Below are 26,348 nucleotides of genomic sequence, written 5' to 3' on the forward strand. Positions count from 1 at the left end.
GAGCAGAAGCACATCGTGAGCAGCGAGAACGCAGACGCCGTGGGTGAGCCGGACGAGCCGGTGCGCGACCGGCCGGTGTGGGACGTCGTCGTGGTGGGCGGCGGGCCCGCCGGGGCCTCCGCCGCCTACGCGGCCGCGGTGGCGGGCCGTCAGGTGCTCCTCCTCGAGAAGGCCGAACTGCCCCGCTACAAAACCTGCGGCGGAGGGATCATCGGCCCCTCCCGCGACAGCCTGCCGCCCGGCTTCGAGCTGCCGCTGCTGGACCGGGTGCACGCGGTCACCTTCTCGCTGAACGGCAAGCTGACGCGTACGCGCCGTTCCAAGCGGATGCTCTTCGGGCTCATCAACCGGCCGGAGTTCGACGCCGGTCTTGTCGAGCAGGCACAGAAGGCGGGCGCCGTGCTGCGTACGGGCGCGACCGTCTCGCGCGTCGAGCAGCACGGACCTGCCGTGCCGGACCGGCGCACCGTCGCCGTGGTCCTGGCGGACGGCGAGACCGTGCTGGCCCGCGCGGTCGTCGGCGCCGACGGCAGCGCCAGCCGGATAGGCGCTCATGTCGGGGTGAAGCTCGACCAGGTGGACCTGGGCCTGGAGGCCGAGATCCCGGTGCCCGCGACGGTCGCCGAGGACTGGGCAGGGCGGGTGCTCATCGACTGGGGGCCGATCCCGGGCAGTTACGGCTGGGTGTTCCCCAAGGGGCAGACGCTGACGGTCGGAGTGATCTCGGCCCGGGGCGAGGGCGCGGCGACCAAGCGCTATCTGGAGGACTTCATCGCACGGCTCGGGCTCGCCGGGTTCGAGCCCGCGATCTCCTCCGGGCATCTGACGCGGTGCCGCAGCGACGACTCGCCGCTGTCGCGCGGACGGGTGCTGGTGTGCGGGGACGCGGCCGGTCTCCTTGAGCCGTGGACCCGGGAAGGGATTTCCTTCGCGCTGCGGTCGGGGCGGCTCGCGGGGGAGTGGGCGGTACGGATCTCGGAGGCCCACGACGCTGTGGACGCCCGGCGTCAAGCGCTGAACTACGCGTTCGCGATCAAGGCCGGACTGGGTGTGGAGATGGGCGTCGGGCGGCGGATGCTCGCGATCTTCGAGCGCCGTCCGGGGCTCTTCCATGCGGCGATCACCGGTCTGCGGCCCGCCTGGAGGGCGTTCGCGGACATCACGCGCGGATCGACGACACTGGCGGGTCTGGTGCGTACGCACGGGGTGGCGCGGCGGGCGCTGGAAGCCCTGGACCGACGCGCCGAGCCGAGCGAGCGCCGGGAGTCGAGCCGGCCGATGGGTGAGCCGGGCGAGCCGTCGGGCGAATCGTCCGCCTGACCGGCCGCGCCGGTCACTTGGTCACGGTGATCCGGAAGACAGGGTGCTTGGGGGCGGCTGCGAGGAGTTCCTCGTCCGTGGACTTGGCGTTGACGTCCCCGAAGAAACGTCCTACCTCCCAGCCCCAGCGCTCCAGATAGGTACGCAGCAGCGCGGGCTTCTCCTCGTCGGGCAGCTCGACCGCGGTGAACTGCTGGGTCTTGCGGCCGACTTGGAGCTGCCCGCCGCCCGCCGCGCGCAGATTGCGGACCCACTGGGAGTGGCCGCGGGCGGAGATCAGATACGGGCCGCCCTCGTAAGGGAGCGGGTTGACCGGGATGCGCCGCCATTCACCGCTGGTGCGGCCGCGTACCGAGAGCTCGGCGGTGCCCATGAGGCTGATGCCGTGGCGGGCGAGCCAGGCGACAGAGCCGTTGACGATGTTGTCGAAGCGGCCGGGCTTGATGTAGTGCGCCTGCGACATCGGGGTCTCCTGTGGTTGAGAGAGCAGTGCTCTCGCTTAAGAGCAGTGTGCACTGGATCGGCGATCCAATGCAAGAGCACTGCTCTCATTGTTGAGCACTGCTCCAAAACGTGAGAGACTGCACCCCATGACCACGATCCGAGGGGCCAGGGAACGGGCCCGAGTCGAAGTCACCGCAGCCATCAAGGACGAGGCCCGCAAACAGCTTGCGGCCGAGGGCGCCGCCAAGCTCTCCCTGCGCGCCGTCGCCCGCGAACTGGGCATGGTCTCCTCCGCTCTCTACCGCTACTTCCCCAGCCGCGACGAGCTGCTGACCGCCCTCATCGTCGACGCCTACGACGCCGTCGGCGCCGCAGCCGAGACCGCCCTGGCCAAGGCCCCCGACCTCCACGATCACCCGGACCGCTGGATCGCGCTCTGCTCGGCCGTCCGAGCCTGGGCGCTCACCCACCCCCATGAGTACGCCCTGATCTACGGCTCCCCCGTCCCCGGCTACTCCGCCCCCATGGACACCGTCGGACCCGCCTCCCGCGTCGGACTCGCAATGATCTCGATCGCCCGCGATGCCCACCGCGCCGACGGCATCGCGCTGCCCCCGCTCGCCGAGGAACTGCGTCCCGAAGCGCACCGGCTCACCGCCACCGTCGCGCCCGATCTGCCGCCCGCCGTCGTCGTGGCCCTGGTGAGCGCCTGGCCGCAGCTCTTCGGGCTGATCTCCTTCGAGCTCTTCGGCCAGTTCAACCGTGTCGTCGAGGACCGGGACGCCTTCTTCGCGCATGCCGTGGCCCGCCTCGCGCACGAGATCGGACTGCGGGACGCGCAGCCGCGGGGGCGTTGACGTACTGCACAGGGAGTACGTGTGATCACCACGCCCGGCTGACGCCCGGGCAGCCCTGCCCGGTCTAGCGTGGCCGGTATGGATGAGCAGCGCACCCGCTTCTGCGGTGGTCCCTCCTGGGCACGGGGCGGAGGACCGCCGCCGCCGTTGCGTCTGTGGGACACCCGGCGGAGCACCGGCAGGGTGCCCTGGCCGTCGACGGTCGTCCTGGCCGTCTTCGTCATGGTGGGGTCGGGATTCGCTGCGCACAGCCAGCCCGATCGTGAGGCGCTCGACACCTTCGCGCGCGTGCTGCTGCTCATCGGCCCGGCGATTTTGCTGCTGCGCAACCGCTGGCCGGTCTTCTCCGTCTTCGGCGTCTGCGCGACCGCGCTCGTCTACTTCGCCGCGGGTTATCCCTACGGGCCCGTCTTCCTCACCGTCGCAGTCGGCGCCTTCGCCGCCGTCGTCTCCGGGCACCGGCGCGCCGCCTGGTGGGCCGTCGGCGGGCTCTGGGTCTGCCATCTGCTGATCGCCCACTGGCTCTACGCGTATCTGCCACCCAGCCACGACAGGGCCGCACCCTGGGGACAGCAACTGGTCATCGCCGCCTGGGTGGTGGCGATTCTCGCGGCCTCGGAACTCGTACGCGTACGACGCGAGGTGTGGGCCCGTGAAGGCGCAGAACGCGCCGCCGCCGAGAAGCGCCGCGCCGACGAGGAGCGGCTGCGGATCGCCCGCGAGCTGCACGACGTACTCGCCCACTCCATCTCGGTCATCAACGTCCAGGCGGGCGTGGGCCTTGCCCTGCTCGACACCAACCCGGAGCAGGCCCGTACCGCGCTCACCACCATCAAGGCGGCGAGCAAGGAGGCACTGGGCGAGGTGCGCCAGGTCCTCGACACACTCCGTACGCCGGGCGACGCCCCGCGAGCGCCCGCCCCGGGCCTCGACCGGCTCCCCGAACTCGTCGAACAGGCCGCGAGCGCCGGACTGCGGGTGGAGATCGAGACGGAGGGGGAGCGGACAGCGCTGCCGCCGGGCACCGATCTCGCCGCCTTCCGGATCGTCCAGGAGGCCCTGACCAATGTCGTACGCCACTCGGGATCGCGCACCGCGCGCGTGCGGATCGCGTACGCCCCGGGCCGGCTCGATCTGCGGATCGACGACGAAGGCCCGGCCGCCCGTTCGGACGCGGGCGGCAGCGGCAACGGCCTCGTCGGAATGCGGGAGCGGGCCGCCGCGCTGGGTGGCACGATCGAGGCGGGGCCACGGCCGGACGGTGGCTTCCGGGTACGGGCCGACCTCCCCGTGCAGCCGAAGGAGACGATGTGATCCGCGTACTGCTCGCCGACGACCAGCTGCTGGTGAGGGCGGGCTTCCGGGCGCTGCTCGATGCCCAGCAGGACATCGAGGTGGCGGGCGAGGCGGCCGACGGCGAGGAGGCGGTCCGACTGGTGCGCGAACTGCGCCCCGACGTCGTGCTGATGGACATCCGGATGCCGGTACTCGACGGCCTGGCCGCCACCCGCAGAATCACCGGGGACGAGCGGCTCGGCGAAGTGAAGGTGGTCATGCTGACCACCTTCGAGCTCGACGAGTACGTCTTCGAGGCGATCCGCTCCGGAGCGTCGGGCTTCCTGGTGAAGGACACCGAGCCGGAGGAACTGCTCCGTGCGGTACGGGCGGTGGTGGAGGGCGACGCGCTGCTCTCCCCGGGCGTGACACGCCGTCTGATCGCGGAGTTCGCGGCCCGCTCCAAGGCGCCCACCGATGCCGAGGGGCTCGGCGAACTCACGGAACGGGAGCGGGAGGTGATGGCCCTGGTCGGCATCGGACTCTCGAACCAGGAGATCGCCCGCAGGCTCGTGGTCAGCCCGCTCACCGCCAAGACGCATGTGAGCCGCACGATGGTGAAGCTCGGTGCCCGCGACCGGGCCCAACTGGTCGTGCTGGCCTATGAGTCGGGCTTGGTACGCCCCGGCTGGCTCGGCTGACCGGGCTTGACCGCCCTACCGGGAAAGCGCCACAGCACGTACACCACGCGCACCGCGAAGACGAGCAGGCCGGCCACGGTGCCTGCGGCGACCAGTCCGCGCTCGGCCGCGGACGACATGGGGATCACCATCATCGGTCCGGCGATCGCCAGGAAGGTCAGCCCCCCGACCACGAAGGCGCTGGCCAGTGCGTAGCCGATCTCGACCGTGACCGCGTCGCGCTCCGCCTGTGTCCGTCTCCCCATGTACGGAGTGTCACAGGGCGGCGGCCGACGGGCAAGAACTCCCGTCGCCGCCGCCCCCTTGAGCACGGTGCCGGTCAGTCGCCGACCGTCACCCGCTCCGGCTCCGTCTCCGGCACGGACTTCGCCACCAGGACGGTCGGTCCGCTGGTGCGGGCGCGGCGCAGCCCGGTCAGCGTGATCAGCAGCCCGGCCGCCGCGATCGCGGTGACCACCACGAGGCCCGGCCTGAAGCTGTCGAGCACCGCCTGCGGAGAGCGGTCCGTGCCGCCTCCCGCCGTGATGACCGCGGTGACGACGGCGAGGAAGATCGCCCCGCCGACCTGGATCGAGGTGTTCAGCAGGCCCGAGACCATGCCCTGCTCGTGGTCCTCCACGCCGCTGGTGGCCTGGATGTTGAGCGAGGGGAAGACCAGGGCGCAGGCCGCGCCGAGCAGCAGCATCGACGGCAGGATCACGGCGGCGTAGGTCGGCGAGAGGTCGATCTGGAGGAAGAGCGCATACGCGATCACCAGCAGGCTGAAGCCGGCCGCGATCACGCGGGGCGTGCCGAAGCGGTCCACGACCGAGCCGATCTTCGTCGAGGAGATCGCCACCAGCGCTCCGGCCGGAAGGAAGGCCAGCGCCGTCTGCAGCGCCGACCAGCCGAGCAGGGACTGCATGTACTGCGTGACGAGGAACTGGAACCCGACGTACGAGCCGAAGAAGAAGGCCGCGCCGAGATTGGCCCGTATCTGGCTGCCCGAGCGCAGTACACCCAGCCGGATCAGGGGGTGCGAGCTGCGCCGTTCGATGGTGATGAAGACGGTGAGCAGCACGGCCACGGCCAGGAAGGACAGCAGGGTGCGTGCCGAGGCCCAGCCCGCTTCGGGGGCCTGGACGACGGTGAAGACGAGCAGCAGCATCGAGGCCGTGCCGGTGACGGCCCCCGGCAGGTCGTAGCCCTTCCCGGAGTCCTCGCGGCTGCTCTGCGGGATCAGCTTGATGCCGACCAGCAGGGCGAGCAGCGCGATGGGTGCGGGCAGCAGCATCGTCAGGCGCCAGCTCACCTCGGTGAGCAGCCCGGACAGCACCAGACCCATGGAGAAGCCGGTGGCGGCGCAGGTGGTGTAGATGGCCAGCGCGCGGTTGCGCTGCGGGCCTTCCTTGAAGGTCGTGGTGATGATGGAGAGTCCGGCGGGCGCGGTGAACGCGGCGCTCAGACCCTTGATGAAGCGACTGGCGATCAGCAGCGGCCCGGAGTCGACGAGCCCGCCGAGAAGCGAGGCGAGTGCGAAGACGGCAAGCGCGATCAGGAACACCCGGCGCCGGCCGAGGAGGTCGGCGGCGCGGCCGCCGAGCAGCAGCAGGCCGCCGTATCCGAGGATGTAGCCGCTGACGATCCACTGCAGGGTCGAGGTGGAGAGATCGAGATCGGTCCCGATCGAAGGCAGGGCGACGCCGACCATTGATACGTCGAGGGCGTCGAGGAACATCGCCGCGCAGAGCACGAGCAGAGTGCCCCACAGTCGAGGGCTCCAGCGTTCCTGCGCTACGGGTTCGGTGAGCGGAGAGGTCATGGGTAGGACAGTACATGCACATGCATTGAATGCAACTGCATTTAATTCCGATGCAACAAAGTCCGTCTTTTCTGCTAACGTGCGGTCATGGCGGCGAAGAAGTCCGAGCGAGCGCTCGTGGATGAGTGGCGTGACGTCCTCGCGCTGCATGCCCGTACGATCTGCGAGCTCGACCGCGAGCTCCATCAACACGGGCTCGGCGCCAGTGACTTCGAGGTCCTCGATGTGCTCGCCGAAGAGACCGGGGACGACGGCGACTGTTCGTTCCGGGTGCAGGAGCTCGCGTCCCGCGTCCATCTGAGCCAGAGCGCGCTGTCGCGGCTGGTCGCCCGGCTGGAGAAGGACGGCCTGGTCACCCGCGGGATGTGCAGCGAGGACCGGCGCGGTGTGCGGGTCGCGCTCACGGAAGCGGGCCGGGCCCGCCATGCCGAGGTGCAGCCGTTGCAGCGCGCGGTGCTCTCCAGGATGCTGCCGCGCCCGTCCGCGTAGGCGGATCTACGGCTCGGTGAGGGCGGACTGCTCACGCCACAGCTTCGCGAGCTCCGTGTCGCCCGTGACGGAAACGGCGCTCAGCGGCAGCCGGTTCCACAGTGTCAGATAGAGCTGCTCCGCTGTGCCGCTCAACTCGCAGTCCGCGGGCCCCTCTTCCATGGGCTCTGCGCGGGGCGTGTCCGTCGATATCCACACGGTCCATACGTCGTCCGTGTCGAGGGGCCGTACGCGAAGGGCGCGGGGTGCCTCGGAGCGCAGTCGGCTTCGGCCGTGAAAACCGGTCAGCAGCTCGGCGATGCCGTCCGCGGCGAAATCAGGCGCGACCGGGCCGGGCTTGCCCGCCGCCGCGGACTCGATGTCCGTTCGGTACAACGCCGTCTCGTGCGCCTGCCGCCGCGCCCAGAAGGCGAGCGGCGACGGCGCGGGCAGAAAGGTCCAGCACTCCACATCGGCAGGCGCCTCGCTCAGCGCAGCCACCAGCAGACCGTGACCCTCCCGGAACCACTCCACGAGCTCGTCCCCGTCGAGCTCGGTCTGCTCGTCGGCGGGGCGGTAGTGCGTCCGGCCCTCGGTGATGAAGGCGGTCGCCCAGCGGTGGACCGTGCCGATGTGCCGGAGCAGATCCCGCACCTGCCGGCCCGGGAAGGCCGGCACCGGTGCTTCGGGTCCCGCTTCGACGGCGGCCGCGGCCAGCAACTGGCCCTCCCGTACAAGGAACTTGATCAGCCGGTCGGTCTCCATGCCGCCGATTGTGCCACCGCGCTCACACGCCCTGGGGGTGCGCGGAGTGCGGCCTTCCGCGGAGCAGTCGTACGAAGAGTCCGAGCGCGAGCGACTGCACCAGTACGGACACCACCAGCGCGGTGTACAGGAACGGCGCGGACCCGATGACCGCGTCGCCGAAGAGTTCACCGGCCATCAGGAAGACGAACATCATCGGTGAGGCCAGCAGGAAGAGCCATATACCGGCGAACGAGGCGTCCTCGTGGTGGACGAAGACGGTGTCGATCGTGACGTAGAGCGTCGCGACCGCGACGAGCGCCAGATACACCTGGGAGGCGCGATTGCCGAAGGTGAGCCGCGTCAGTGTGCCGAGCCGTTCCGATGTCATGGTGTTCTCCCGCATGGGCGACGTTGTTCCCATGGTCCGCCCGGGACGGCGGATCGGCCTGAGTAGGCGTACTCAGCCGCCCTGGGGTACGGACACCTTTCGTGCCGTGTACCCGATCAGGGCCGCCCCACCGGCGAGGGCGGCCACGGTCGTCAGGGCCACGGGCAGCGAGAACCAGTCGGCGAGGAAACCGATCGCGGGCGGGCCCAGCAGCATCCCGCCGTATCCGAGCGTCGACGCCGCCGCGACCCCGCCGGGTCCGGCGAGTGCGCCCGCCCTGGCCACCGCGACCGGGAAGATGTTCGCGAGACCCAGGCCGGTCACCGCGAAGCCGAGCAGAGCGAGCCACGCCGTGGGCGCGAGCGCGCCGAGCAGCATTCCGGCCGCCGCGGTGGTGCCGCCCGCGACGAGCGTGCGGGTCTGGCCGAGCCGTTCGAGCAGCGCCGTGCCGGAGAGGCGGCCTGCGGTCATGGCGAGCGCGAAGAGGGAGTAACCGGCGGCGGCGATGCCCGGGTGGGCGTGCAGGTCCTGTTCGAGGTGGAGCGCGCCCCAGTCGGCCATCGCGCCTTCTCCGTACGCCGTGCAGAGCGCGATCACGCCGAAGAGGACGACGATCCGGCGCGTACGCCCCTTCAGCCTGCTCGGTGCCCGCTCCTTCTTCGCCCGGTCGGCGACGGGCGCCGGGTGGCGCAGCAGGACGGGTCCCGCGACGCCGGTGACCAGCAGGCCGATCACGGTGAGGGTGAGCAGATGCGCGGTGGGGGAGAGGCCGCCCGCGACGAGTCCGCCCAGACCCGCGCCGATCATGCCGCCGAGGCTGAACGCCGCGTGGAAGCTGGGCATCACCGGCCGCCGCATGGCCGCGACCAGATCCACCGCCGCGCTGTTCATGGCGACATTGACCCCGCCGTACGCGGCCCCGAAGACCAGCAGCACAAGACCGAGCGCGAGCGCCGAATGCGTCAGCGGCGGAAGGGCGATGCTCAGCGACATCAGGGCGCCGCTGACGACCGTCACCGGATGGCTGCCGTAGCGGCGGCAGAGGCGCCCGGTCAGCGTCATCGTCACCACCGCACCCGCTGAGACGCCGAGCAGGGCGAGCCCCAGATCGCTCGCCGACGATCCGGTCTGCTCCTTGATCGCGGGGATGCGGACAACCCAGCCGGCGAAGAGGAAGCCGTCGAGCGCGAAGAACACGGTCAGCGCGGTGCGGAGGCGGGACAGGGAGGCTGAGGCGGTGATTCCGCCGGGTCCCCCGGGAACGGCCGTCCGTGGTTTGTTTAGTAGCGGCACAAAGTCAGGATAGGGCCCGGAGCCCGATCCGTACAAGGCGGCTGCTCAGCCTCCGGATCATGGGAGACTCGCCTGCATGAACGGCAAGGCGACAACGATCAAAACGAGGCTGGAGAGGGGCCGTGGTGCTCTCGGCCCCGCGCTGGAACTGGTTCATACGGGCCGCGCGCCCACCCGCGCCGTACTCACCGCCGAACTCGGCGTCACTCGCGCCACCGCCGGCGCGGTGGCCGCGGAACTCGTAGCGCTCGGTTTGATCCGGGTCGACTCCAGGCCCGGCGCCGCCGCCGGCTCCCAGGGCCGCCCCTCCCACCGGCTCGCCGTCAACGATGCGGGCCCTGTCGTCCTCGCCGCCCAAGTGCACGCCGACGGCTTCCGCGCCGCGCTCGTCGGACTCGGCGGCCGTACCGTCGCCACCGCACCCGGCTGCGTCACCGTCTCCGAAGACCCGGCCCAGGTGCTCGGCGAGGTCGTCGACGCGGGCGCCGCCCTGCTCCGCGAGAGCGGCAGGCGGTGTGTGGGCGCGGGCCTCGCCGTGCCCTCGGCCGTCGCCGAACCGGAAGGCACCGCCCTCAATCCGCTCCACCTCGCCTGGCCTGCCGGGGCCCCCGTCCGCGACATCTTCGCCGAGCAGGTCCGCGCCGCGGGCATCCAGGGGCCCGCGTTCACCGGCAACGATGTCAACCTCGCAGCCCTCGCCGAACACCGGCACGGCGCGGGCCGCGGTGCCCAGCACCTGCTCTGCGTCGCCACCGGCCACCGCGGCGTCGGCGGGGCGCTGGTCCTCGACGGCCGTCTGCACACCGGCAGTTCCGGCCTCGCGCTCGAAGTCGGCCACCTCACCGTCAACCCCGAGGGACGCCCCTGCCACTGCGGCAGCCGCGGGTGCCTCGATGTCGAGGCCGATCCGCTCGCCTTCCTCACGGCCGCGGGACGCGACCCCGGGCCCGAGGTCTCGCTGCTCCAGCAGTGCCGGGAGCTGCTGCGTACGGAGTACGACGACCCGGCCGTACGAAACGCGGGCGAGGAGCTCATCGACCGCCTCGGCCTCGGGCTCGCCGGTCTTGTCAATATCCTCAACCCCGACCGCATCATCCTCGGCGGGCTGCACCGCGAACTGCTCGACGCCGACCCCGAGCGGCTGCGCGCCGTGGTGGCCGACCGCAGCCTGTGGGGGCGCAGCGGCGGCGTGCCGATCCTGGCCTGCACGCTGGATCACAACAGCCTGGTGGGAGCTGCCGAGTTGGCATGGCAGCCGGTCCTCGACGACCCGCTGGGGGCGCTCGGCTGACCCCCGTGGTCGTAGGGTGGCCGGCACGCAGGAGAACTTCGGCGGCCAGCCATACGACAGCGGAGATGGCCATGCGGACGGTGCTGAGGCGCAATCGGATCGCCCACGACGACGCCCTGAGCGGGGACGGGGATCAGACGGCGGCCGCGGGCACGGGCGGACCCGGCCATGGCGCGCAGCGGGATGCACGACCTGCCGGCCGCACGGGCGGGAACACCCGTCCGGGGGCACGATGGACGCGTGGCGGCGCACTTCCGGGTAGTCGACGACCTATGACCCACAAGCCCTCCGGCGCGGCTCCACACGCGCACCGGCTCCACGACCTGCGCCGCAGGATTCTTGCGTCACCCGTCGGGCTGGCCTGGAACCGCGGCCGCGAGATGGAGCTGATGCATCGTGCGATGGGCTTCGCCGCACTGGGCTTTCTGACGCTCGTCCCGCTGCTGATCGTCGTCGCGGCGGCCGACCCGGCGAGCGGACAGGGATTCGCCCGCTGGCTGAGCCAGGCGCTGGGGGTCTCGGCAGCCTCCCAGGACGAGGTCGAGCGGCTGTTCGCATCGCCGGGTGAGGCGTTGCAGCGCACGACCGCGTTCGGTCTCGCCGCGCTCGCAGTCTTCGGTCTGACCTTCGGCTCGGCCGTACAGACGGGTTACGAGAAGGTCTGGGATCTGCCGACCGCCCGCTGGCACACCATGTGGCGGCATGTCGTGTGGCTGGCCCTGCTCATCTTCGGCCTCCTGGCCTTCGTCAACACGCCCCTGTCGGAGGAATCGATCCCGGTCACCGTGCTCGGCGCCGTCGCCGACCTGATCGGCACCATCCTGTTCTTCTGGCTCTCCCAGCGGGTGCTGCTCGGCGGCCGGGTCCGCTGGCGGGCGCTGCTGCCCGGGGCGGTGGCCACGGCCGTGGGCATGCTGGGCCTGCGGGTCTTCTCGCAGCTCGTCTTCTCGCCGCTGATCGCCTCGAACGCCGTCACCTTCGGCCCGTTCGGGACGGTGCTCGTCATCCAGTCCTGGCTGGTCGGCGTGGGCTTCGTGGTCTACGGCGGCGCGCTGGTGGGACGCCTGTTCCACGAAGAGCGCGTACGGCGACAGCTGGAACGCGAGACGGCAGAACCGGTCTAGAGGGTGTCTTTCCCCCTAGACCCTGTCCGGCCGATCTTGCCGGGTTCGCGTGCCCTGGCACGCACTCCCCCGTAGCCCTTCGGGCACGGGAGGTGCCCCCACGCTGCGTTGTCGTCAGTCGCCGACGCTCCGCGTCGGCTCCTTCCTCCGCCTTGCGATCGCACGCACCGCAGTGACATCAGCCGTTCCGCGGCGGGCCGTTCACTGATCCGGCCTGATCCAAACGACAGGCCCTAGGCCCACTCGGCTGCGAAGGCGCATGGCTCACCAGTGCCGACCCCGGGGCAGTTCGGGCCGCTGCGGGGCCGACAGATGCAGGACCTGGAAGGCATCGCCGGCCGCCTCGGGCGCGTCCTTGGCCCAGAGCGCGAAGTGCAGCAGTTCCCAGTTCCGGGGATCGATGGCTGCGGCGGCCGCCACCGCACCCTCCGAGCTCGCGAGTCCTCGATGCTCCTCCAGCGCCCGTTCCACGGCTGCGGCGGGCGCTTCGTACTCCCGCAGGCGTACCCGACGGCGGGTAGCGGCCTGCGGCACGGCTCCGGATGCGGGCCCCTCCTCGTAGGCCAGGCCCGTCCAGTGCTGTACGACAGGCCGTCCGAAGTCGTTCACGATGCCCTGGAATCCGGGCCCCCACAGGAAGCCGTTCATGCCTTCGGGCGCGGCCCACAGATAGAACGGCGCGTACTGGTTCACCGGCGAGCCGTCGGCGCGCTCGCGCATCAGATACGCCTTGAGGCCCAGCCCGGGGAAGTCGTCGAGGAGATGCCCCCTCGTCGCGACCCGCTCACGGATGATCCCCATGTCGTAGTCGGCGGGCAGGGTGATCTCGTACTGCATCGCATGCATCAGTCGCTCCCGTTGGTCCGCAGCAGGGTGAGCAGGCCCCTCACGCCCGCGTCGAAGACGGCCGTGGAGCCGGAGGCCCGGGCCAGCACATAGCCGCCCTGCACGGTCGCGACGATCGTTGCCGCGATCTCGGCGGGTACCAGCGCGGTGCTCAACTCGCCCCGGTCCAGGCCCTCCTGGACGATCGCAGCGAGTCGGCCCCGCAGCCAGTCGAGCGTCTCGTCGACGGGGGCGCGCAGCTCGTCGCTGGCGATGACGTCCGGGTCCATCGTCAGCCGTCCGACCGGGCAGCCGCGCAGCACATCGCGCTCGCGCAGCAGATACGCGCTGATCCGCTCGTAGGCCGTCCCCTCGACGCCCAGTGCCGCATCCGCGCTCGCGCGCATCTCCTCGGCCGTGCGCCGGATCGCCGCCAGTGCCAGATCGGGCTTGCCCGTGAAGTGGTGGTACATGCTGCCCTGGCCGGCGCCCGCCTGCTGCTGGATCGCCTTGGGGCTGGTGCCCACATATCCGCGCTCCCACAGCAGCTCACGGGTGGCCTCGATCAGCCGCTCGGGAGTGCTCATGGAGGCACTGTACATACTAGTAGGTACAGAATCCAGGGCGGTCGGGAGCAGTCGCGAAAGCCCTGCGTACTCCCGGGGTGGTACGCGCAGTGCCGCTGGCCGTACGACGACTTCGACCCCCTGTCGGCGGGAGCCTCGGAAGCGACAAGGAACCACGCACCACCATCGCCACCGAGGAGCTGAACCGAGATGAACACCCTGGCGTACGACGGGCCCGGCCCGTGGATTCTCTTCTTCCCGCTGATCTGGGCGGCCGTCGTCGTCGGCGTCGTCACCGTCCTGCGCCGCACCGGTATCTGGCGCGGCCGCCGCGGCCCCGGCCCCTGGCAGGGCACCCGCGCGGCCTACGGCGAGAACTCGCCCATCGCGATCATCGGGCGCCGCTTCGCCTCCGGTGAGATCGACGAGGACGAATACTGGCGCCGACTGTCCGTCCTGGACGAGCAGTTCGGCCGCACGGCGGGCAAGGACGGTGCGGCATGACCACCACCGCCACCCTGACCCGTGTCGCCGCCCGCGTCGTCGACGCCGTGAAGGTCTACGGCAAGGGCGACACCGAAGTGAGGGCCCTGGACGGGGTGAGTGTCGACTTCCCGGTCGGCCGCTTCACCGCGATCATGGGGCCCTCGGGCTCCGGCAAGTCCACGCTGATGCACTGCGCCGCGGGGCTCGACACGCTCACCTCGGGCTCAGCCCTCATCGGCGACACCGATCTGAGCGCGCTCGACGACCGCAAGCTCACCCTGCTGCGGCGCGAGCGCATCGGCTTCGTCTTCCAGGCCTTCAACCTCATCCCCACCCTCACCGTCGCCGAGAACATCACGCTCCCCATGGACCTGGCGGGGGAGCGGGCCGAGGGTGAGTGGCTCGACGCCCTCATCGACACCGTCGGACTGCGCGACCGGTTGCACCACCGGCCGAGCGAGCTCTCCGGCGGTCAGCAGCAGCGCGTCGCCGTGGCCCGCGCCTTCGCCGGCCGGCCCGACGTGGTCTTCGCCGACGAGCCCACCGGCAATCTCGACTCCCGCTCGGGCGAAGAGGTGCTGCGGCTGCTGGGCCGGGCGGTGCGCCAGACGGACCGTACGGTCGTGATGGTCACCCATGACCCGGTCGCCGCAGCCCACGCCGACGAGGTCGTCTTCCTCGCCGACGGACGGCTCGTCGACCGGATGGAGGCCCCGACCGCCGAGCGCGTCCTGGACCGTCTCAAGGCCTTCGACGCCAAGGGGGCGACGACATGAGCGGCAGCCGCGCCTCGCTGCGCATCAGCCTCAACTCCCTGCGCGCCCACAAACGGCGCTTCGCAGGCACCTTCACCGCCGTACTGCTCGGCGTGGCCTTCCTCGCGGGCACCCTCATCATGGGCGACACACTGCGCGGCAGCTTCGACACCATGTTCGCCAGCGCCAACGGCGGCACGGACGCCGTCGTCCGCAGCTCCAACGTCGTCACCGTCTCCGGCGAGGGTCAGGGCACCAGGCAGCCCGTGCAGACCGACCTCGTGTCCAGGATCGAGAAGACCCCGGGCGTCGCCGCCGCCGAGCCCAGCATCCAGGGCGCCGGACAGCTCGTCGGATCCAACGGCAAGGCCATCGGCGGTCAGGGCCCGCCCACCCTCGCCGGCAACTGGATCGCCGACCCGGAGCTCAACCCGTACCAGCTCGCCGAAGGACGTGCCCCGGCGAAAAGCGGCGAAGTCGTGATCAACCGCGGTACGGCAGACAAGGGCGGGCTGAAGATCGGCGACCAGACCGTGCTGCGCACACCCGACCCGGTGAAGGTCACCGTCGTCGGACTTGCCACCTTCGGCGGCGAGGACGGGATGGGTCAGGTCACCTTCACCGGCATGACCCTGGCCGACGCCGAGAAGTACCTCACCCCGAAGCCGGGCGAGGCGGCGTCCATCCAGGTGCGGGCCGGTCCCGGCACCAGTCAGCAGGAGCTCGTCGACGCGCTGACGCCCGTACTCCCCAAGGGAGTAGAGGCGATCACCGGGCAGGAGTCCACCGAAGAGAACCAGGACATGATCTCCGGTCAGTTCCTGAATCTGTTCACCACACTCCTGCTGGTCTTCTCCGGCATCGTGCTGCTCGTCGCGACCTTCTCCATCTACAACACGTTCGCGATCGTCATCGCCCAGCGCACCCGTGAGAACGCGCTGCTGCGCGCGCTCGGCGCATCGCGCCGTCAGGTCGTCGGTTCGACGCTCGTCGAGGCGGCCGTCGTCGCGCTGGTCGCGTCCACGGCCGGACTGCTCGGCGGCATCGGTATCGCCGCCGGACTCCAGGCGCTCTTCCCGGTCATCGGCTTCCCCTTCCCGGACGGCAACCTGGTGATCAGCGGTGTCTCGATCGTGCTGCCGCTCGCCGTCGGCATGATCGTGTGCCTCGGCTCCGCGCTGATGCCCGCCGTCCGCGCCGGGCGCACCGCACCGCTGGCCGCGCTGCGCGAGACGGCCGTGGACGACTCCGCTGCCTCCAAGCAGCGTGCGTACGTCGGTACGGGCGTGGCACTGGCGGGAATCGGCATGATCCTGGTCGGAGCCGTCGTCAGCCCGTCCATCTGGCTCGCGGCGGCGGGCGCAGTGCTGGCCCTGGCCGCCTTCGTGGTGCTCGGTCCGGTGGCGTCCTCGTACGCGGTACGGATCCTGGGCGGGCCGCTCGACCGGCTTCGCGGTGTCTCAGGCAGCCTGGCCAAGCGCAACGCCCTGCGCAGCCCCAAGCGCACCGCCGCCACCGCGACCGCGCTGATGATCGGCGTTGCCGTCGTTTCCCTGTTCACCGTCTTCGGCGCCTCGCTGAAGGCGACCATGGACCAGACGGTCTCCCGGTCCTTCGCGGGTGATGTCGCCGTCAGCGCGCCGTCCTTCGGCGCCGGCGGCAGCGGGCTCAGCCCGAAGCTCGCCCCGGCCATCGCCGCGCAGCCCGAGGTGCAGACCGCGGTCGGCCTCGGCAAGGGCGTCGCGGAAGTCGACGGCGCGGGGCGCCAGCTGACCGTCACAGACCCGGTGGCGCTCGGCACGTCCTTCGATCTCGGCACCGTGCAGGGCTCGCTCGCCGATCTGGGCACCAATGGCCTGGCCGTCGCGGACACCGAGGCCGGCAAGAAGGGCTGGAAGCCCGGATCCACCGCCGAACTCGCCTTCACCGACGGCAAGAAGCAGACCTTCACGGTCCGCGCCGTCTTCGAGCAGTCGGAGCTGGCGGGCGACTATGTCATCACCCGCCAGGCCTGGGCACCGCACCGGGGGCAGGACTCCGACACCCTGATCGCCGTCACTTTCAAGGACGGTGTGTCCGCCGCCGACGGCAAGGCCGCGGTGGAGAAGACCGCGGCTGCGTACGGCAATCCCGAGGTGCAGACCCGCGGCGAGTACGCGCAGAGTGCGGCCGGAGCCATCGACATGATGCTCACCCTGGTCTACGCCCTGCTCGCGCTCGCCGTCGTGATCGCGTTGCTCGGCATCGCCAACACCCTCACCCTGGCGATCCACGAACGCACCAGGGAACTGGGTCTGTTGCGGGCCGTCGGACAGACCAGGAGGCAGCTGCGCTCCATGGTCCGCTACGAGTCGGTGCTGGTCGCCGCGTTCGGCACGGCAGGCGGCCTGGCGCTGGGCGGACTGCTCGGCTGGGTGCTCGTCAAGGCGTCCGAAGGCGCGGGCGACACCGCCTTCGCGTTCGCCGTACCGCCGGTGCAGCTCCTGGTGGTCGCGATGGTCGGCCTGGTGGCCGGTGCGGTCGCGGGCTGGCGGCCCGCGCGCCGCGCGGCACGCCTGGATGTGCTGCGCGCCATCGCCACGGAGTAGTCCGAGCGTTGCCCTTGAGCGCCGGACGGGCTTGAAAGCCCGTCCGGCGCTCAAGGGCAGAACACAGCAAGCCCGTCCGGCGCTTGACGGCAAACACAGCGAGCCGGTCCGGCGCTCGCGATCAGCGTGCCACGGTCGAGCGCGCCGTTGCGCGTTCGCGCACACCGTCCTGTGTCTCGGCGAACGGGCCGTCCGTCGTCGCTCCGTACACCATCGGATACGTCGGCAGAGCCACCGCGGGCGAGGGCGCCGAGAGCGTGAACCAGACGATCTTCCCGGTGTCGCCCTTGGGCCGTACGCCCCAGCTTTCGCTCACCGCCGCTATCAGCGAGAGCCCACGGCCGGAGGTGGCCAGAGCATCGGCGTCCCGCACGGCCGGAAGACGTGGATCGTGGTCATGGACCGAGACCGTGAGCCGGTCGAGCAGCAACTCGATCTCGACGGTGCACATTTTGTCGGGTTGGGCATGGCGGTGGACATTGGTCAGCAACTCGGTGACGCCGAGCGCCGCCTGGTCGATCAAAGGATCGAGATGCCAGTAGCGCAGTTGCGCCGAGATGATTCTGCGGACCTGACCGATCCGCGACGGCAGGGCCTGGAGCTCCACCGTGCAGTGCCTGCTTGGCTGGCTGATCACGGCTGCGACTCCCCGAATGAGGTCCGGAAGACGAAGGATCGGATCCAGCAGTTGGCTGGCTGCTGATGTGTCCGGCGGGCTGGATCACAGCGTGACCGCCGGTAAACCCTGAGTGACGTGAGACAAGCGTGAACCAGTGACGACGGTCCCGCAACTCGCAGCACCCGGGCGGGTACTCTCAGCTCCTGGCGCCGCCCGCGCCGCGCACGGCCTCCAGGAAGCGTCCGGCCAGCGCCCGGCCCTCCGGCCTGTGGTCGCGCTGCCCCATAGTGAGCCGGTACCTCTTGCCGTTCAGCGTCGCGATCGTGCTCGCGTCGTCGGCGAACCAGGGCTTACCCGCCCTGACCGCGCGCACCGGTGCGCTCGCGATCACCCGGCCGTAGCTGGTGAGCAGCGCCAGCCTGCCGTCCTTGATCAGCACTTGTCCGGCCCTCGTGAGCGAGCGCGGCCACCGCTCGATCCGCACGCCCGTAGCGCTGAATTCGGGCTCTGCCATCGCCATCGAGTCTCCGCCCCCTTCGCACCTTTTCCTGGTGGCAAGTCTGCACAACTCAGGCCGGGTTCACCAGTACGTGACCGAAGGCAGGGTCGGCTCCTGGCCTGCAAGTGACCCCTATGGATCCCCAAAGTGAACGTTTGTGCAGGTGAGGGGCTTACTGTGGCGAGTGGGGACCGGATTGGACAAGGCGAGGAACGGCACGGATGAGCACCAGTGGGAAGTCAGTGACGGGCGAGGCGATGGCGACCGTCGATGTGGACCGCAGCGATCCGCAGTACCGGGCATGGCTGAAGGAAGCAGTACGCAAGGTCCAGGCCGATGCGAACCGCTCCGCCGACACGCATCTGCTGCGTTTCCCGCTGCCCGAGGAGTGGGGAATCGACCTCTACCTCAAGGACGAGTCCACCCATCCGACCGGCAGCCTCAAGCACCGCCTCGCGCGGTCGCTGTTCCTCTACGGCCTGTGCAATGGCTGGATCCGGCCGGGCAAACCGGTCATCGAGGCCTCCAGCGGCTCGACCGCGGTCTCCGAGGCGTACTTCGCCAAGCTGATCGGCGTCCCCTTCATCGCGGTGATGCCGCGCACGACCAGCCCCGAGAAGATCCGACTGATCGAATTCCACGGCGGGCAGTGCCACTTCGTGGACGACTCGCGGAAGATGTACGAGGAGTCGGCCTCCCTCGCGGAGCGCACGGGCGGCCACTACATGGACCAGTTCACCTACGCGGAGCGGGCCACCGACTGGCGCGGCAACAACAACATTGCCGAATCGATCTACCAGCAGCTGCGGTTGGAGCGCTATCCCGACCCGACGTGGATCGTGGCGACCGCCGGCACCGGCGGTACCTCGGCGACCATCGCCCGCTATGTGCACTACATGCAGCACGACACCCTGATCTGCGTCCCCGACCCGGAGAACTCCTGTTTCTTCGAGGGCTGGACCAAGGGCGACCCGGGCGCAAGCAGCGACTGCGGCTCCCGTATCGAGGGCATCGGACGGCCCCGCATGGAGCCGAGCTTCGTGCCCGGCGCCATCGACCGGATGATGAAGGTGCCCGACGCGGCGAGTATCGCCGCCGTGCGGGCCCTGGAGAAGGCCATCGGCCGCAGGGCGGGCGGCTCGACCGGCACCGGTCTGTGGAGCTCGCTGAAGATCATCGCCGAGATGGTGGCCGAGGGCCGCAAGGGCAGCGTGGTCACTCTGCTCTGCGACCCGGGTGACCGCTACCTCGACAAGTACTACTCCGACACCTGGCTGGCCGAGCAGGGCCTGGACATCGCCCCGTACGCGGCGACGATCGAACAGTTCCTGGCCACGGGGGAGTGGCCCCGCTGATCTCTCACTGCGTGGCGGAGCGGGCGAGTTTGCGGTCCAGATTGCGCACCGCGCCCCGGAAGGACGCCCCCAGGCCCGCGCGGCCGAGCTTCAGTAGGACGCGCATCGCCGCCGGGGCGTCCACCGCGAAGGTCCACTGCACGCGGGTGCCGGAAGCATTGGGCGTGAGCCGCCACTCCTCCAGCAGGGCGCGCAGGCCAGGGGCGTTGGTCCGGTCGACGCGATACGCATAGCGCTCGTCGGGGTCGGTGGCCAGGATCGTCTCGGCGAAGAAGACCCCACCCCTGAGCCTGACCTCGCGGCCCGCGCCCCCGTGCGTCGGTGTGGCGGAGGTGACGGCGTCGAACCAGGAGGGCAGGCCCTCGACATCCTCGGCGAGCGCCTCGTAGACCGCCTTCGGCGAGGCCGAGACCTCGGCCGAGAAGACCAGGCGCAGCGGTGCGGACTCGACGAAGTCGAGTTCCACGGGGCTCAGTCGGCGTGCCATGGGACCGTACCTCCGGCGGAGAGGGCTGGAGCCGCACACCATAGCTGACAGTGCGTCAGTTGTCCGCAGGTGCTTCAGACATGAGACCCGGATCTCCGCAGGAGTCCGTCCAGGGCGCGGCCGAACACCAGCCGGCCAGCCCGGACGACCAGCGGGTCCAGCAGCCGGGGCACGAAGCGGATACGCAGCTCCTCGACCCAGACCACCACGGCGCCGGGACCCTCCGGGAGCACCTCGATCTCCGCCCAGCCCGTGATGACGGATCCGCGCTTCTCCAGCCGGCAGCGCCCGGGCCTGCCGTCCTCGGGCGGCTCCCAGCGGACGACCTCCATCGGATCGTCGAATCCGGCGCGGCCCACTCCGGAGCGCGCGACGAAGCGAGTGCCCACCCGGGTGGGCGGCGGCGTGACGACGGAGACGGACGTCAGGGGTACCTGAGCCGCGTGTGCCCGCCAGTCGGTGACCCGCGACCAGGCCTCGTCGGCCGGCAGCGCGACGGCCCGGGTGAGCCGGAAGGTGGGCATCCGGCCTCAGCCGTCCTGCCCGCCGTTGCTCTCGGAACCGCCGGCACTCTCGGAACCGCCGGCACTCTCGGGACCGCCCGCCACCACAAGACCCGGCAGATGCTCGGCCATCTCCTCGCGGGCTTCCGCCGAGAGACCGGCGTCCGTCACCAGCGTGTCGACCTCGGCCAGCGCGGCGAATGAACTCAGCCCCACCGTCCCCCACTTGGTGTGGTCGGCGATCACCACCACCCGGCGCGCCGCCTGGACGAAACGGCGGTTCGTCTCGGCCTCCGCCAGATTCGGCGTGGACAGCCCCGCCTCGACCGAGATCCCGTGCACACCGAGGAAGAGCACATCGAAGTGGAGTGAGCGGATCGCCTGGTCGGCGACCGGTCCGACCAGCGAGTCGGAAGGGGTACGCACTCCTCCGGTGAGGACCACCGTGGCCGCGCCGGGCCGCTGACCGCCCGCCGCACCTGCACGCTGCGCCGCGTGGAACACATCCGCGACACGCACCGAGTTGGTGACCACCGTCAGATCGGGCACTTCGAGGAGGTGGTGTGCCAGGGCATAGGTCGTGGTGCCGCCGGAGAGCGCGATCGCGCTGCCGGGCACCGCCATCCGAGCCGCAGCCCGTGCGATGTCCTCCTTGGCGCTCAGCTCCAGCGCCGACTTGGCCTCGAAACCCGGCTCGTGCGTGCTCGCCTCGACCACCGGAACCGCGCCGCCGTGGACCTTCTCGATGACCCCTTGCCGGGCCAGAGCGTCCAGATCCCGGCGCACCGTCATGTCGGAGACATTGAGCTTGCGGGTGAGCTCATTGACCCGCACCCCGCCGCGCCTGCGCACCTCGTCGAGGATGAGGGCGCGCCGCTGCTCCGCGAGCAGGTTCTGGTTGTCGGTCACTGCCGGGGCCGGTCCTTCCATGTCGTCGTACTCCGCGTGTCGTACACCGCCTGTGGCCAAGGCTGCTCATCCTCGCACGGCCGGTGCGGCCGGAGCTCGGGGAGATTCGGTAAGAGCCGTGCGGTGAACTGCCATGATCCGGGATTCTGGTCATGAACCGCCGCGCGGCCGCGCACTGATCGATCCTTCCATCGAGAGCCTTCCATCGAGAGAGCGAGTCACAGAAGTGTCCTCTGCCACTCCGGTCCCGCAGAACGGAGGGCCCGCGCTGGAGCTGCTGGTCCACGGCGTCGGCGGAGCCACCCCGCAGGACATGCTCGGCGACCCCCGCACGATCCGGATCTCCGGTGACGAGAAAGCCGCCGTGTTCCGGCGCACCGACGACGAGAAGGCGGAGAGCCACCCCGACCGGTACGAGGACCGGCCCATCCCCGAGGCGTACTGCTGGTCCAACCTCACCTCCGGCAACAGCGCACGGGCCCTGTGGCTGCTGCTGCTCCCCTTCATGGTGGCCAACCTCGCGCACTGGATGCGCCCGCGCGCCAAGGGCCGCAGGAGAACGACACGGCTGTACGGAGTGCTGGTGCGGCTCGTCGCCCTCAGCCTCACCGTGCTGCTGACGGCTGCCGCCTGCGAGGTCGCGCTCGACCTGCTGGCCTGGCAGTGCGCAGGCTCTGCCGAGTGCACCCAGGACAGGTCCTGGCTCGGATTCGTGTCGAGCGCGCAGGGCGGCTGGTGGTCACAGCCCGGCAGGCGTCTCGCGCTCGCCGCGGTCGTGCCGGCCGCGCTGGTCGGCCTGCTCTGGTACCTCTCCAACCGCACATGGAGCGCCTACGAATCCCAGCGGCCGCCGACCGGCGAGGACATGAGTGACGAGGAGGGTCTTGAGGAGATCGAGGAAGACGTCGTCGAGCCGAAGAACCCCGTCGTACGGCCCGCACTCGGTCGCCCGGGATTCTGGTACGGCCGCCGGCTCGTCGCGAGGCTGCGTGCCGCGCACACCGCTGCGGGCTTCCTCACCGTCGCAGCCGCCGTCGCCGGAGCGGCCGCCCGCCACGACCGGGGCGGCGACGACACCCTGCTCGAAGTCTGCGGCTGGCTGCTGGAGGCGGCCCTCGTCATCGGGCTGCTCGGCGTGCTGTGGGTCGTGGTGCGCAGAGGCCGCAGCGAGCGGCGGATCGATGCCCGGATCGACCGCGCCGCCGTCCGCTGGCTGCCCGGCGCCGCACTGGCGGAGTTAGGTCTCGCGCTGCTCTACGCCTCGTGGTCGCGGCCCGGCTGGGTCTCCACCGCCACCCTCCCCGGGGATGTGACCTTCCGCGTCATCGCCCTCGCCCAGGGCACCCTGGTCATCGCTCTGGGCGTCACCGCCCGGGTCCTGCACCGCCGTGCACGTCATGCGCGCACCGCCATGCACGGACTGGGCGGGCCCGCCGTCGCGATGCTCGCCTGCGCCCTCGGCGGGGTGATGACGGGCGGTGTAGCCCAGCGTGTTGCCGATTGGCTGGACGGCCCCGGCACCCCCGGCATGGACGGCGAAGGGTCCATTCCCGGGCCTCCCGTACTGCTCAGCTGGCAGGCCTCGGTCATCCCCGTACTGCTGATCGTTCTGTTCGTCCCCGCCGTCGTCCTCGCCGTACGAACGTGGAAGACGGCCCGCGGCCTCGCGGGCGACGTCGAGTCGGACTACGCCGTGAGCCGTCCCGACGAGGTCCGCACCCGGCGGATAGCGGGCACCCGCGCCCGGGCCGCCCTCACCGACGCCGCGCCCTGGATCGTCGGCATCGTCTCCGGCGCCACCCTGCTCCTCGGCGCGGGCGCGCTTGCCGGGGCGTGGGCCGGAGGCGACGTGCCCGGCAAGGCCTTCGGCGACGGCTTCGCCGAATCCGTCGCCGAGGCCGCGCAGGCCATCGGCTCCTGGCTGATCGGCTTCGGCTTCATACTGTTCGTCACCTGGGGCCGCCGTGCCTACCGCGACGCCTCCGCCCGGCGCACCATCGGCATCCTGTGGGACGTGGGCACCTTCTGGCCGCGTGCGGCCCACCCCTTCGCGCCGCCCTGCTACGCGGAGCGCGCCGTCCCCGACCTCACCTGGCGGATGTGCACCTGGACCGCACGCACCGGCGGCAGGCTCGTGATCTCCGGTCACTCCCAGGGCAGCGTGCTGGCCGCCGCTGCCGTCTGGCAACTGCCCGCGGCCACCCGGCGCCGGGTGGCGCTGCTGACGTACGGATCACCGCTTGAACGCCTCTACGGCCGTTGGTTCCCCGCCTACTTCGGGCCCGTGGCGCTGGCCGAGCTGAGCGGCCAGGTGCACACCTGGCGCAATCTGTGGCGGCACACCGACCCGATCGGCGGGCCCGTCCTGGTCCCTGCCGACGGCGTACGACCCGGAGTCGACTGCAAGGCGTTCAAGGACCCGGTCGTGTACGGGCGTTCGGACCTGCATCCGCTGCCCGAGCCGATCCTCGGGCACTCCGACTACCAGGCCGATCCGGCCTTCGACAAGGAACGTCGCGAGCTTCTCGACCGGCTCACGCCCGCCGTTCCCCACCAGGCTCAGGGTAGTTCGGGCAGATCCTCCGGGTAGAGCAGGGTCAGGTCGTCGGTGTTCACCTCGGTGAGCTCGGCGACCCGGCCCGCATGCCGCTCCACCATGGACTCGAAGGTCTGGCGGGCGGTGCGGCCATTGCCGAAGGCGGGGCCCTTGGGCAGCGCGGTGAAGTACTTCAGCAGTGCTTCACCCGTGCCCGTGCCCAGCCGGTACTCATGGTCCTCGGCCTGCTGCTCCACGATCCGCAGCAGTTCCTCGGGCGCGTAGTCGTGGAAGGTGATGGTCCGTGAGAACCGCGATGCCACACCGGGGTTGACCGACAGGAAGCGCTCCATCTCCGCGGTGTACCCGGCGACGATCACCACCACCGCGTCCCGGTGGTCCTCCATCAGTTTCACCAGGGTGTCGATGGCCTCCTTGCCGAAGTCACGCCCGGAGTCCTCGGGGGAGAGGGCGTACGCCTCGTCGATGAAGAGCACACCGCCGCGCGCCCGGTCGAACGCCTCCTGGGTACGGATCGCCGTCGAGCCGATGTGCTCGCCGACGAGGTCGACGCGGGAGACCTCGACGAGATGGCCGCGCTGCAGCACTCCGAGCGAGGCCAGGATCTCGCCGTAGAGCCGGGCAACTGTGGTCTTTCCGGTGCCGGGTGAGCCGGTGAAGACCAGATGGCGCCGGACCGACGCGGCCTTGAGACCCGCTTCCTGGCGGCGCCTGCCGACCTCGATCATGTTGGTGAGCGTGCGGACCTCGCGCTTGACGCTCTCCAGGCCGACGAGCGCGTCCAGTTCGCCGAGGACCGCACCCGAGGTGCGTACGGGCTCGGCAGGCGTCGCGGCTTCGGGGGCGCGCTGGTCGGGCACCGCGGTGAGCAGCCCGGGGGACTGGGTCGCGGTCACCGCGGCCGTTGCCGGCTCGGTCGTGGGCAGTACGCCGCTCTCGTCGCTCGTGCAGTCCTCGGCGACGACGCTGTCGGACTCGGCGAACTCGTAACCGCCGCGCGCACAGCGCTCGGTGCGGCAGCGGCTCATCGTCGTACGGCAGCCGTCCATCACATGGAAGCCGTAGCCGCCGCTGCCGGTGACCCGGCAGCCGCGGAAGGTGCCGCGCCCCTCCGCCGAGACATAGAAACCGGCCTCGGCGGGCGAGGTGACCGTGCAGCGCTCGATCACCGGATCCGCCCCCTTGGTGACGATCACGCCGGTCTGCGCCGCGTCGATGGTGCAGCCGTTCAGCGTGCCGCCGCTGCCGTGGTCGCGGAACCAGGCGCCGGTGGATGCCTCCCTGATCCGGCAGTCGTCGAGCTGCGCCGTCGCGCCGTCGCTCACCGACACCGCGGTGTTGCGGACCTGGGAGAGATCGCTGTCGACGACATCGACGCGCGAGCCGCGATCGAGGACGAACAGTGCGTCCGGGACATCGTGCACACGGCACGAGTCGAGGACGGCACTCGCGCCGTCGCTGACCCAGACGGCCGGATAGTCGCCCGTACTGTCGTGGATCTCGCACTGGTTGGCGTCCACGCGCGTGCCCGGGTCCCACACCGACAGGCCGTTGCGCCCGAATCGGCGGACCGTGGAGCGGGTGAGTGTGAGCACCGACCGGGAGCGCAGATCGATCGCGTTCTCCGGAATGTCGTGGATGTCGCAGTCGGAGAGCGTGAGCACGGCGTCGGTGTCGAGAGTGATGCCGTCCGCCGAGGTGCGGTGCACGGTGGAGTCCGTCAGATGGGCCGTGGCACGTGACGCGATCTGGACGCCGGTGCCCTTGATCTCGTACACCTCGCAGCCGATCGCCTCCAGGCCGCTGCCCTCGCCCGTCACGGTCAGGCCCGCGCCCGACGCGTGATGCACCCGGCAGCGCTCAAGACGTGGATGCGCGCCGCCGCGCACAGAGATGCCCGATTGACCCGCCGCGACGACCTCGCACTCCTCGAACACCCCGCCGGCGCCTTCCAGTACACCGATGCCGACGCCCGCCGGATTGTCGACGGTGCAGCGGCGGACGGTGGGACGGGCCGCGCCACGCACCTCGAGACCTGCCGCGGAGCGGGTGACGATCCGCAGATCGATCAGCTCGGGAGTGCCGTCCTCGACCAGGAGCGCGGGTGCCGCCGAGTCCTGCCCCTCCACATGGAGGTCCTGGACGGTGGCGGAGGCACGCACGGTGAGCGGCACACCGTCGGCGGGCGCGATACGGACGGAACCGACCGCGCCCTCGGAGCCGCGGAGGGTCACCGCCCGCTGGACGACGAGGTTTTCGCGGTACGTCCCCGGCGCGACGGTGAGAACGTCGCCGTCGCCCGCGGCCTCCAGGGCTGCGGCCAGTGAGGGGTACTCGCCCGTGCGGCGCCGCCACCGCGATGTGCCGGTGTGCGTCACCTGGACCGTGCCCTGTGCCATCGTGCTGCTCTGCCCCCACCTCGTGAAAGTGCTCCGCCGCGCGCCTCTGAGGGGGACGCCCCCTTACCCCCGACGGGGTGGCCCCACCGTA

General features: G+C 70.8%; 26 protein-coding genes. 12 read left to right on the plus strand and 14 right to left on the minus strand.

The window, feature by feature from the left end:
- The first annotated feature begins 15 nt into the window (after positions 1 to 15).
- Positions 16 to 1,320, plus strand: a complete 1,305-nt coding sequence (locus ABZS64_RS10155) for a geranylgeranyl reductase family protein (RefSeq protein ID WP_355825851.1) — start codon at positions 16 to 18, stop codon at positions 1,318 to 1,320.
- Positions 1,321 to 1,333: 13 nt separating this feature from the next.
- Here the strand turns inward: ABZS64_RS10155 and ABZS64_RS10160 are convergent, their stop codons facing one another.
- On the minus strand, positions 1,334 to 1,783 hold the full coding sequence (locus ABZS64_RS10160) for a nitroreductase family deazaflavin-dependent oxidoreductase (protein WP_355825853.1): 450 nt from the start codon (positions 1,781 to 1,783) through the stop codon (positions 1,334 to 1,336).
- 127 nt (positions 1,784 to 1,910) lie between these two features.
- Between ABZS64_RS10160 and ABZS64_RS10165 the strand changes: the two genes are divergently transcribed.
- From ABZS64_RS10165 to ABZS64_RS10175, 3 genes are all read left to right on the plus strand, one after another.
- Positions 1,911 to 2,621 (plus strand): TetR/AcrR family transcriptional regulator, encoded by a 711-nt coding sequence (locus tag ABZS64_RS10165; protein ID WP_355825856.1) that lies wholly within the window; start codon positions 1,911 to 1,913, stop codon positions 2,619 to 2,621.
- A 78-nt stretch (positions 2,622 to 2,699) separates the two neighbouring features.
- Positions 2,700 to 3,935 carry a sensor histidine kinase gene (locus ABZS64_RS10170; protein ID WP_355825859.1) on the plus strand — a complete coding sequence of 412 codons (1,236 nt, stop codon included), beginning with the start codon at positions 2,700 to 2,702 and terminating at the stop codon, positions 3,933 to 3,935.
- Entirely contained in the window at positions 3,932 to 4,597 is a 666-nt protein-coding gene (locus tag ABZS64_RS10175) for a response regulator transcription factor (RefSeq protein ID WP_355825862.1), read from the plus strand. Before ABZS64_RS10170 ends, ABZS64_RS10175 begins: the two co-directional genes overlap by 4 nt.
- Here the strand turns inward: ABZS64_RS10175 and ABZS64_RS10180 are convergent.
- Positions 4,558 to 4,842, minus strand: a complete 285-nt coding sequence (locus ABZS64_RS10180; RefSeq protein ID WP_355825865.1) for a DUF6332 family protein — start codon at positions 4,840 to 4,842, stop codon at positions 4,558 to 4,560. The two genes, ABZS64_RS10175 and ABZS64_RS10180, sit on opposite strands and share 40 nt — an antisense overlap.
- A gap of 74 nt (positions 4,843 to 4,916) precedes the next feature.
- Positions 4,917 to 6,398 (minus strand): MFS transporter, encoded by a 1,482-nt coding sequence (locus ABZS64_RS10185; RefSeq protein WP_355825868.1) that lies wholly within the window; start codon positions 6,396 to 6,398, stop codon positions 4,917 to 4,919.
- 87 nt (positions 6,399 to 6,485) lie between these two features.
- Here ABZS64_RS10185 and ABZS64_RS10190 point away from each other — a divergent pair, with 87 nt between their 5' ends.
- Positions 6,486 to 6,887 carry a MarR family transcriptional regulator gene (locus ABZS64_RS10190; protein ID WP_355825871.1) on the plus strand — a complete coding sequence of 134 codons (402 nt, stop codon included), beginning with the start codon at positions 6,486 to 6,488 and terminating at the stop codon, positions 6,885 to 6,887.
- A 6-nt stretch (positions 6,888 to 6,893) separates the two neighbouring features.
- Here the strand turns inward: ABZS64_RS10190 and ABZS64_RS10195 are convergent, their stop codons facing one another.
- The 3 genes from ABZS64_RS10195 to ABZS64_RS10205 all read right to left on the minus strand — a co-directional run bounded on the left by ABZS64_RS10195 (position 6,894) and on the right by ABZS64_RS10205 (position 9,294).
- Positions 6,894 to 7,631, minus strand: a complete 738-nt coding sequence (locus ABZS64_RS10195) for a maleylpyruvate isomerase family mycothiol-dependent enzyme (RefSeq protein WP_355825874.1) — start codon at positions 7,629 to 7,631, stop codon at positions 6,894 to 6,896.
- 22 nt (positions 7,632 to 7,653) lie between these two features.
- Entirely contained in the window at positions 7,654 to 8,001 is a 348-nt protein-coding gene (locus ABZS64_RS10200) for a hypothetical protein (RefSeq protein ID WP_355825877.1), read from the minus strand.
- A 72-nt stretch (positions 8,002 to 8,073) separates the two neighbouring features.
- Positions 8,074 to 9,294: an MFS transporter gene (locus tag ABZS64_RS10205; RefSeq protein ID WP_355825879.1), complete on the minus strand. Its 1,221-nt coding sequence runs from the start codon at positions 9,292 to 9,294 to the stop codon at positions 8,074 to 8,076.
- Between the two features lie 76 nt (positions 9,295 to 9,370).
- Here ABZS64_RS10205 and ABZS64_RS10210 point away from each other — a divergent pair, with 76 nt between their 5' ends.
- Both ABZS64_RS10210 and ABZS64_RS10215 read left to right on the plus strand, forming a co-directional pair.
- Positions 9,371 to 10,585 (plus strand): ROK family protein, encoded by a 1,215-nt coding sequence (locus ABZS64_RS10210; protein WP_355825882.1) that lies wholly within the window; start codon positions 9,371 to 9,373, stop codon positions 10,583 to 10,585.
- A gap of 272 nt (positions 10,586 to 10,857) precedes the next feature.
- Positions 10,858 to 11,709 (plus strand): YhjD/YihY/BrkB family envelope integrity protein, encoded by an 852-nt coding sequence (locus ABZS64_RS10215; protein WP_355825885.1) that lies wholly within the window; start codon positions 10,858 to 10,860, stop codon positions 11,707 to 11,709.
- 264 nt (positions 11,710 to 11,973) lie between these two features.
- Here the strand turns inward: ABZS64_RS10215 and ABZS64_RS10220 are convergent, their stop codons facing one another.
- A complete protein-coding gene (locus ABZS64_RS10220) occupies positions 11,974 to 12,555 on the minus strand; it encodes a DUF4865 family protein (protein ID WP_355825888.1) in 582 nt (193 codons plus the stop codon).
- The gene (locus ABZS64_RS10225; RefSeq protein WP_355825891.1) at positions 12,555 to 13,136 is read right to left on the minus strand and encodes a TetR/AcrR family transcriptional regulator; all 582 of its coding nucleotides are present in this window, start codon (positions 13,134 to 13,136) and stop codon (positions 12,555 to 12,557) included. Before ABZS64_RS10225 ends, ABZS64_RS10220 begins: the two co-directional genes overlap by 1 nt.
- Positions 13,137 to 13,310: 174 nt before the next feature.
- On the opposite strand from ABZS64_RS10225, the gene ABZS64_RS10230 reads away from it, so the two are divergent.
- The 3 genes from ABZS64_RS10230 to ABZS64_RS10240 are packed head-to-tail and all read left to right on the plus strand — an operon-like array spanning position 13,311 to position 16,929.
- Entirely contained in the window at positions 13,311 to 13,604 is a 294-nt protein-coding gene (locus tag ABZS64_RS10230) for an SHOCT domain-containing protein (RefSeq protein WP_355825894.1), read from the plus strand.
- Positions 13,601 to 14,362 carry an ABC transporter ATP-binding protein gene (locus tag ABZS64_RS10235; RefSeq protein ID WP_355825896.1) on the plus strand — a complete coding sequence of 254 codons (762 nt, stop codon included), beginning with the start codon at positions 13,601 to 13,603 and terminating at the stop codon, positions 14,360 to 14,362. The genes ABZS64_RS10230 and ABZS64_RS10235 overlap by 4 nt, the downstream gene beginning before the upstream one ends.
- Complete coding sequence (locus ABZS64_RS10240; RefSeq protein WP_355825899.1) at positions 14,359 to 16,929, plus strand: FtsX-like permease family protein; 2,571 nt, start codon at positions 14,359 to 14,361, stop codon at positions 16,927 to 16,929. The genes ABZS64_RS10235 and ABZS64_RS10240 overlap by 4 nt, the downstream gene beginning before the upstream one ends.
- 121 nt (positions 16,930 to 17,050) lie before the next feature.
- Here ABZS64_RS10240 and ABZS64_RS10245 read toward each other — a convergent pair whose 3' ends face one another.
- Positions 17,051 to 17,566, minus strand: coding sequence for an ATP-binding protein (locus ABZS64_RS10245; protein WP_355825901.1), 516 nt, complete (start codon positions 17,564 to 17,566; stop codon positions 17,051 to 17,053).
- Positions 17,567 to 17,744: 178 nt separating this feature from the next.
- Positions 17,745 to 18,068, minus strand: a complete 324-nt coding sequence (locus ABZS64_RS10250; protein ID WP_355825904.1) for a hypothetical protein — start codon at positions 18,066 to 18,068, stop codon at positions 17,745 to 17,747.
- 200 nt (positions 18,069 to 18,268) lie between these two features.
- On the opposite strand from ABZS64_RS10250, the gene ABZS64_RS10255 reads away from it, so the two are divergent.
- Positions 18,269 to 19,402, plus strand: a complete 1,134-nt coding sequence (locus ABZS64_RS10255) for a PLP-dependent cysteine synthase family protein (RefSeq protein ID WP_355825906.1) — start codon at positions 18,269 to 18,271, stop codon at positions 19,400 to 19,402.
- 4 nt (positions 19,403 to 19,406) lie between these two features.
- Here ABZS64_RS10255 and ABZS64_RS10260 read toward each other — a convergent pair whose 3' ends face one another.
- From ABZS64_RS10260 to ABZS64_RS10270, 3 genes are all read right to left on the minus strand, one after another.
- Positions 19,407 to 19,889, minus strand: coding sequence for an SRPBCC family protein (locus ABZS64_RS10260; RefSeq protein WP_355825909.1), 483 nt, complete (start codon positions 19,887 to 19,889; stop codon positions 19,407 to 19,409).
- A gap of 74 nt (positions 19,890 to 19,963) precedes the next feature.
- Complete coding sequence (locus ABZS64_RS10265) at positions 19,964 to 20,413, minus strand: SRPBCC family protein (protein WP_355825911.1); 450 nt, start codon at positions 20,411 to 20,413, stop codon at positions 19,964 to 19,966.
- A 6-nt stretch (positions 20,414 to 20,419) separates the two neighbouring features.
- Positions 20,420 to 21,301 carry a DeoR/GlpR family DNA-binding transcription regulator gene (locus ABZS64_RS10270; RefSeq protein ID WP_355826067.1) on the minus strand — a complete coding sequence of 294 codons (882 nt, stop codon included), beginning with the start codon at positions 21,299 to 21,301 and terminating at the stop codon, positions 20,420 to 20,422.
- Between the two features lie 226 nt (positions 21,302 to 21,527).
- Here ABZS64_RS10270 and ABZS64_RS10275 point away from each other — a divergent pair, with 226 nt between their 5' ends.
- The gene (locus ABZS64_RS10275; RefSeq protein ID WP_355825914.1) at positions 21,528 to 23,891 is read left to right on the plus strand and encodes a hypothetical protein; all 2,364 of its coding nucleotides are present in this window, start codon (positions 21,528 to 21,530) and stop codon (positions 23,889 to 23,891) included.
- Here ABZS64_RS10275 and ABZS64_RS10280 read toward each other — a convergent pair.
- The gene (locus tag ABZS64_RS10280) at positions 23,861 to 26,257 is read right to left on the minus strand and encodes a right-handed parallel beta-helix repeat-containing protein (protein WP_355825916.1); all 2,397 of its coding nucleotides are present in this window, start codon (positions 26,255 to 26,257) and stop codon (positions 23,861 to 23,863) included. The two genes, ABZS64_RS10275 and ABZS64_RS10280, sit on opposite strands and share 31 nt — an antisense overlap.
- Positions 26,258 to 26,348: the final 91 nt, after the last annotated feature.

Source organism: Streptomyces sp. NPDC005408 (assembly GCF_040606445.1).
Lineage (GTDB): Bacteria > Actinomycetota > Actinomycetes > Streptomycetales > Streptomycetaceae > Streptomyces.

Excerpts from the sequence above, each read along its gene's own strand:
- ABZS64_RS10240 (WP_355825899.1), top strand. The coding sequence starts at position 14,359 with ATGAGCGGCAGCCGCGCCTCGCTGCGCATCAGCCTCAACTCCCTGCGC.
- ABZS64_RS10185 (WP_355825868.1), bottom strand. The coding sequence starts at position 6,398 with ATGACCTCTCCGCTCACCGAACCCGTAGCGCAGGAACGCTGGAGCCCT.
- ABZS64_RS10195 (WP_355825874.1), bottom strand. The coding sequence starts at position 7,631 with ATGGAGACCGACCGGCTGATCAAGTTCCTTGTACGGGAGGGCCAGTTG.
- ABZS64_RS10280 (WP_355825916.1), bottom strand. The coding sequence starts at position 26,257 with ATGGCACAGGGCACGGTCCAGGTGACGCACACCGGCACATCGCGGTGG.
- ABZS64_RS10180 (WP_355825865.1), bottom strand. The coding sequence starts at position 4,842 with ATGGGGAGACGGACACAGGCGGAGCGCGACGCGGTCACGGTCGAGATC.
- ABZS64_RS10165 (WP_355825856.1), top strand. The coding sequence starts at position 1,911 with ATGACCACGATCCGAGGGGCCAGGGAACGGGCCCGAGTCGAAGTCACC.
- ABZS64_RS10215 (WP_355825885.1), top strand. The coding sequence starts at position 10,858 with ATGACCCACAAGCCCTCCGGCGCGGCTCCACACGCGCACCGGCTCCAC.
- ABZS64_RS10170 (WP_355825859.1), top strand. The coding sequence starts at position 2,700 with ATGGATGAGCAGCGCACCCGCTTCTGCGGTGGTCCCTCCTGGGCACGG.
- ABZS64_RS10200 (WP_355825877.1), bottom strand. The coding sequence starts at position 8,001 with ATGACATCGGAACGGCTCGGCACACTGACGCGGCTCACCTTCGGCAAT.
- ABZS64_RS10255 (WP_355825906.1), top strand. The coding sequence starts at position 18,269 with ATGAGCACCAGTGGGAAGTCAGTGACGGGCGAGGCGATGGCGACCGTC.
- ABZS64_RS10260 (WP_355825909.1), bottom strand. The coding sequence starts at position 19,889 with ATGGCACGCCGACTGAGCCCCGTGGAACTCGACTTCGTCGAGTCCGCA.
- ABZS64_RS10265 (WP_355825911.1), bottom strand. The coding sequence starts at position 20,413 with ATGCCCACCTTCCGGCTCACCCGGGCCGTCGCGCTGCCGGCCGACGAG.
- ABZS64_RS10210 (WP_355825882.1), top strand. The coding sequence starts at position 9,371 with ATGAACGGCAAGGCGACAACGATCAAAACGAGGCTGGAGAGGGGCCGT.
- ABZS64_RS10220 (WP_355825888.1), bottom strand. The coding sequence starts at position 12,555 with ATGCATGCGATGCAGTACGAGATCACCCTGCCCGCCGACTACGACATG.
- ABZS64_RS10225 (WP_355825891.1), bottom strand. The coding sequence starts at position 13,136 with ATGTACAGTGCCTCCATGAGCACTCCCGAGCGGCTGATCGAGGCCACC.
- ABZS64_RS10190 (WP_355825871.1), top strand. The coding sequence starts at position 6,486 with ATGGCGGCGAAGAAGTCCGAGCGAGCGCTCGTGGATGAGTGGCGTGAC.
- ABZS64_RS10230 (WP_355825894.1), top strand. The coding sequence starts at position 13,311 with ATGAACACCCTGGCGTACGACGGGCCCGGCCCGTGGATTCTCTTCTTC.
- ABZS64_RS10160 (WP_355825853.1), bottom strand. The coding sequence starts at position 1,783 with ATGTCGCAGGCGCACTACATCAAGCCCGGCCGCTTCGACAACATCGTC.
- ABZS64_RS10235 (WP_355825896.1), top strand. The coding sequence starts at position 13,601 with ATGACCACCACCGCCACCCTGACCCGTGTCGCCGCCCGCGTCGTCGAC.
- ABZS64_RS10250 (WP_355825904.1), bottom strand. The coding sequence starts at position 18,068 with ATGGCGATGGCAGAGCCCGAATTCAGCGCTACGGGCGTGCGGATCGAG.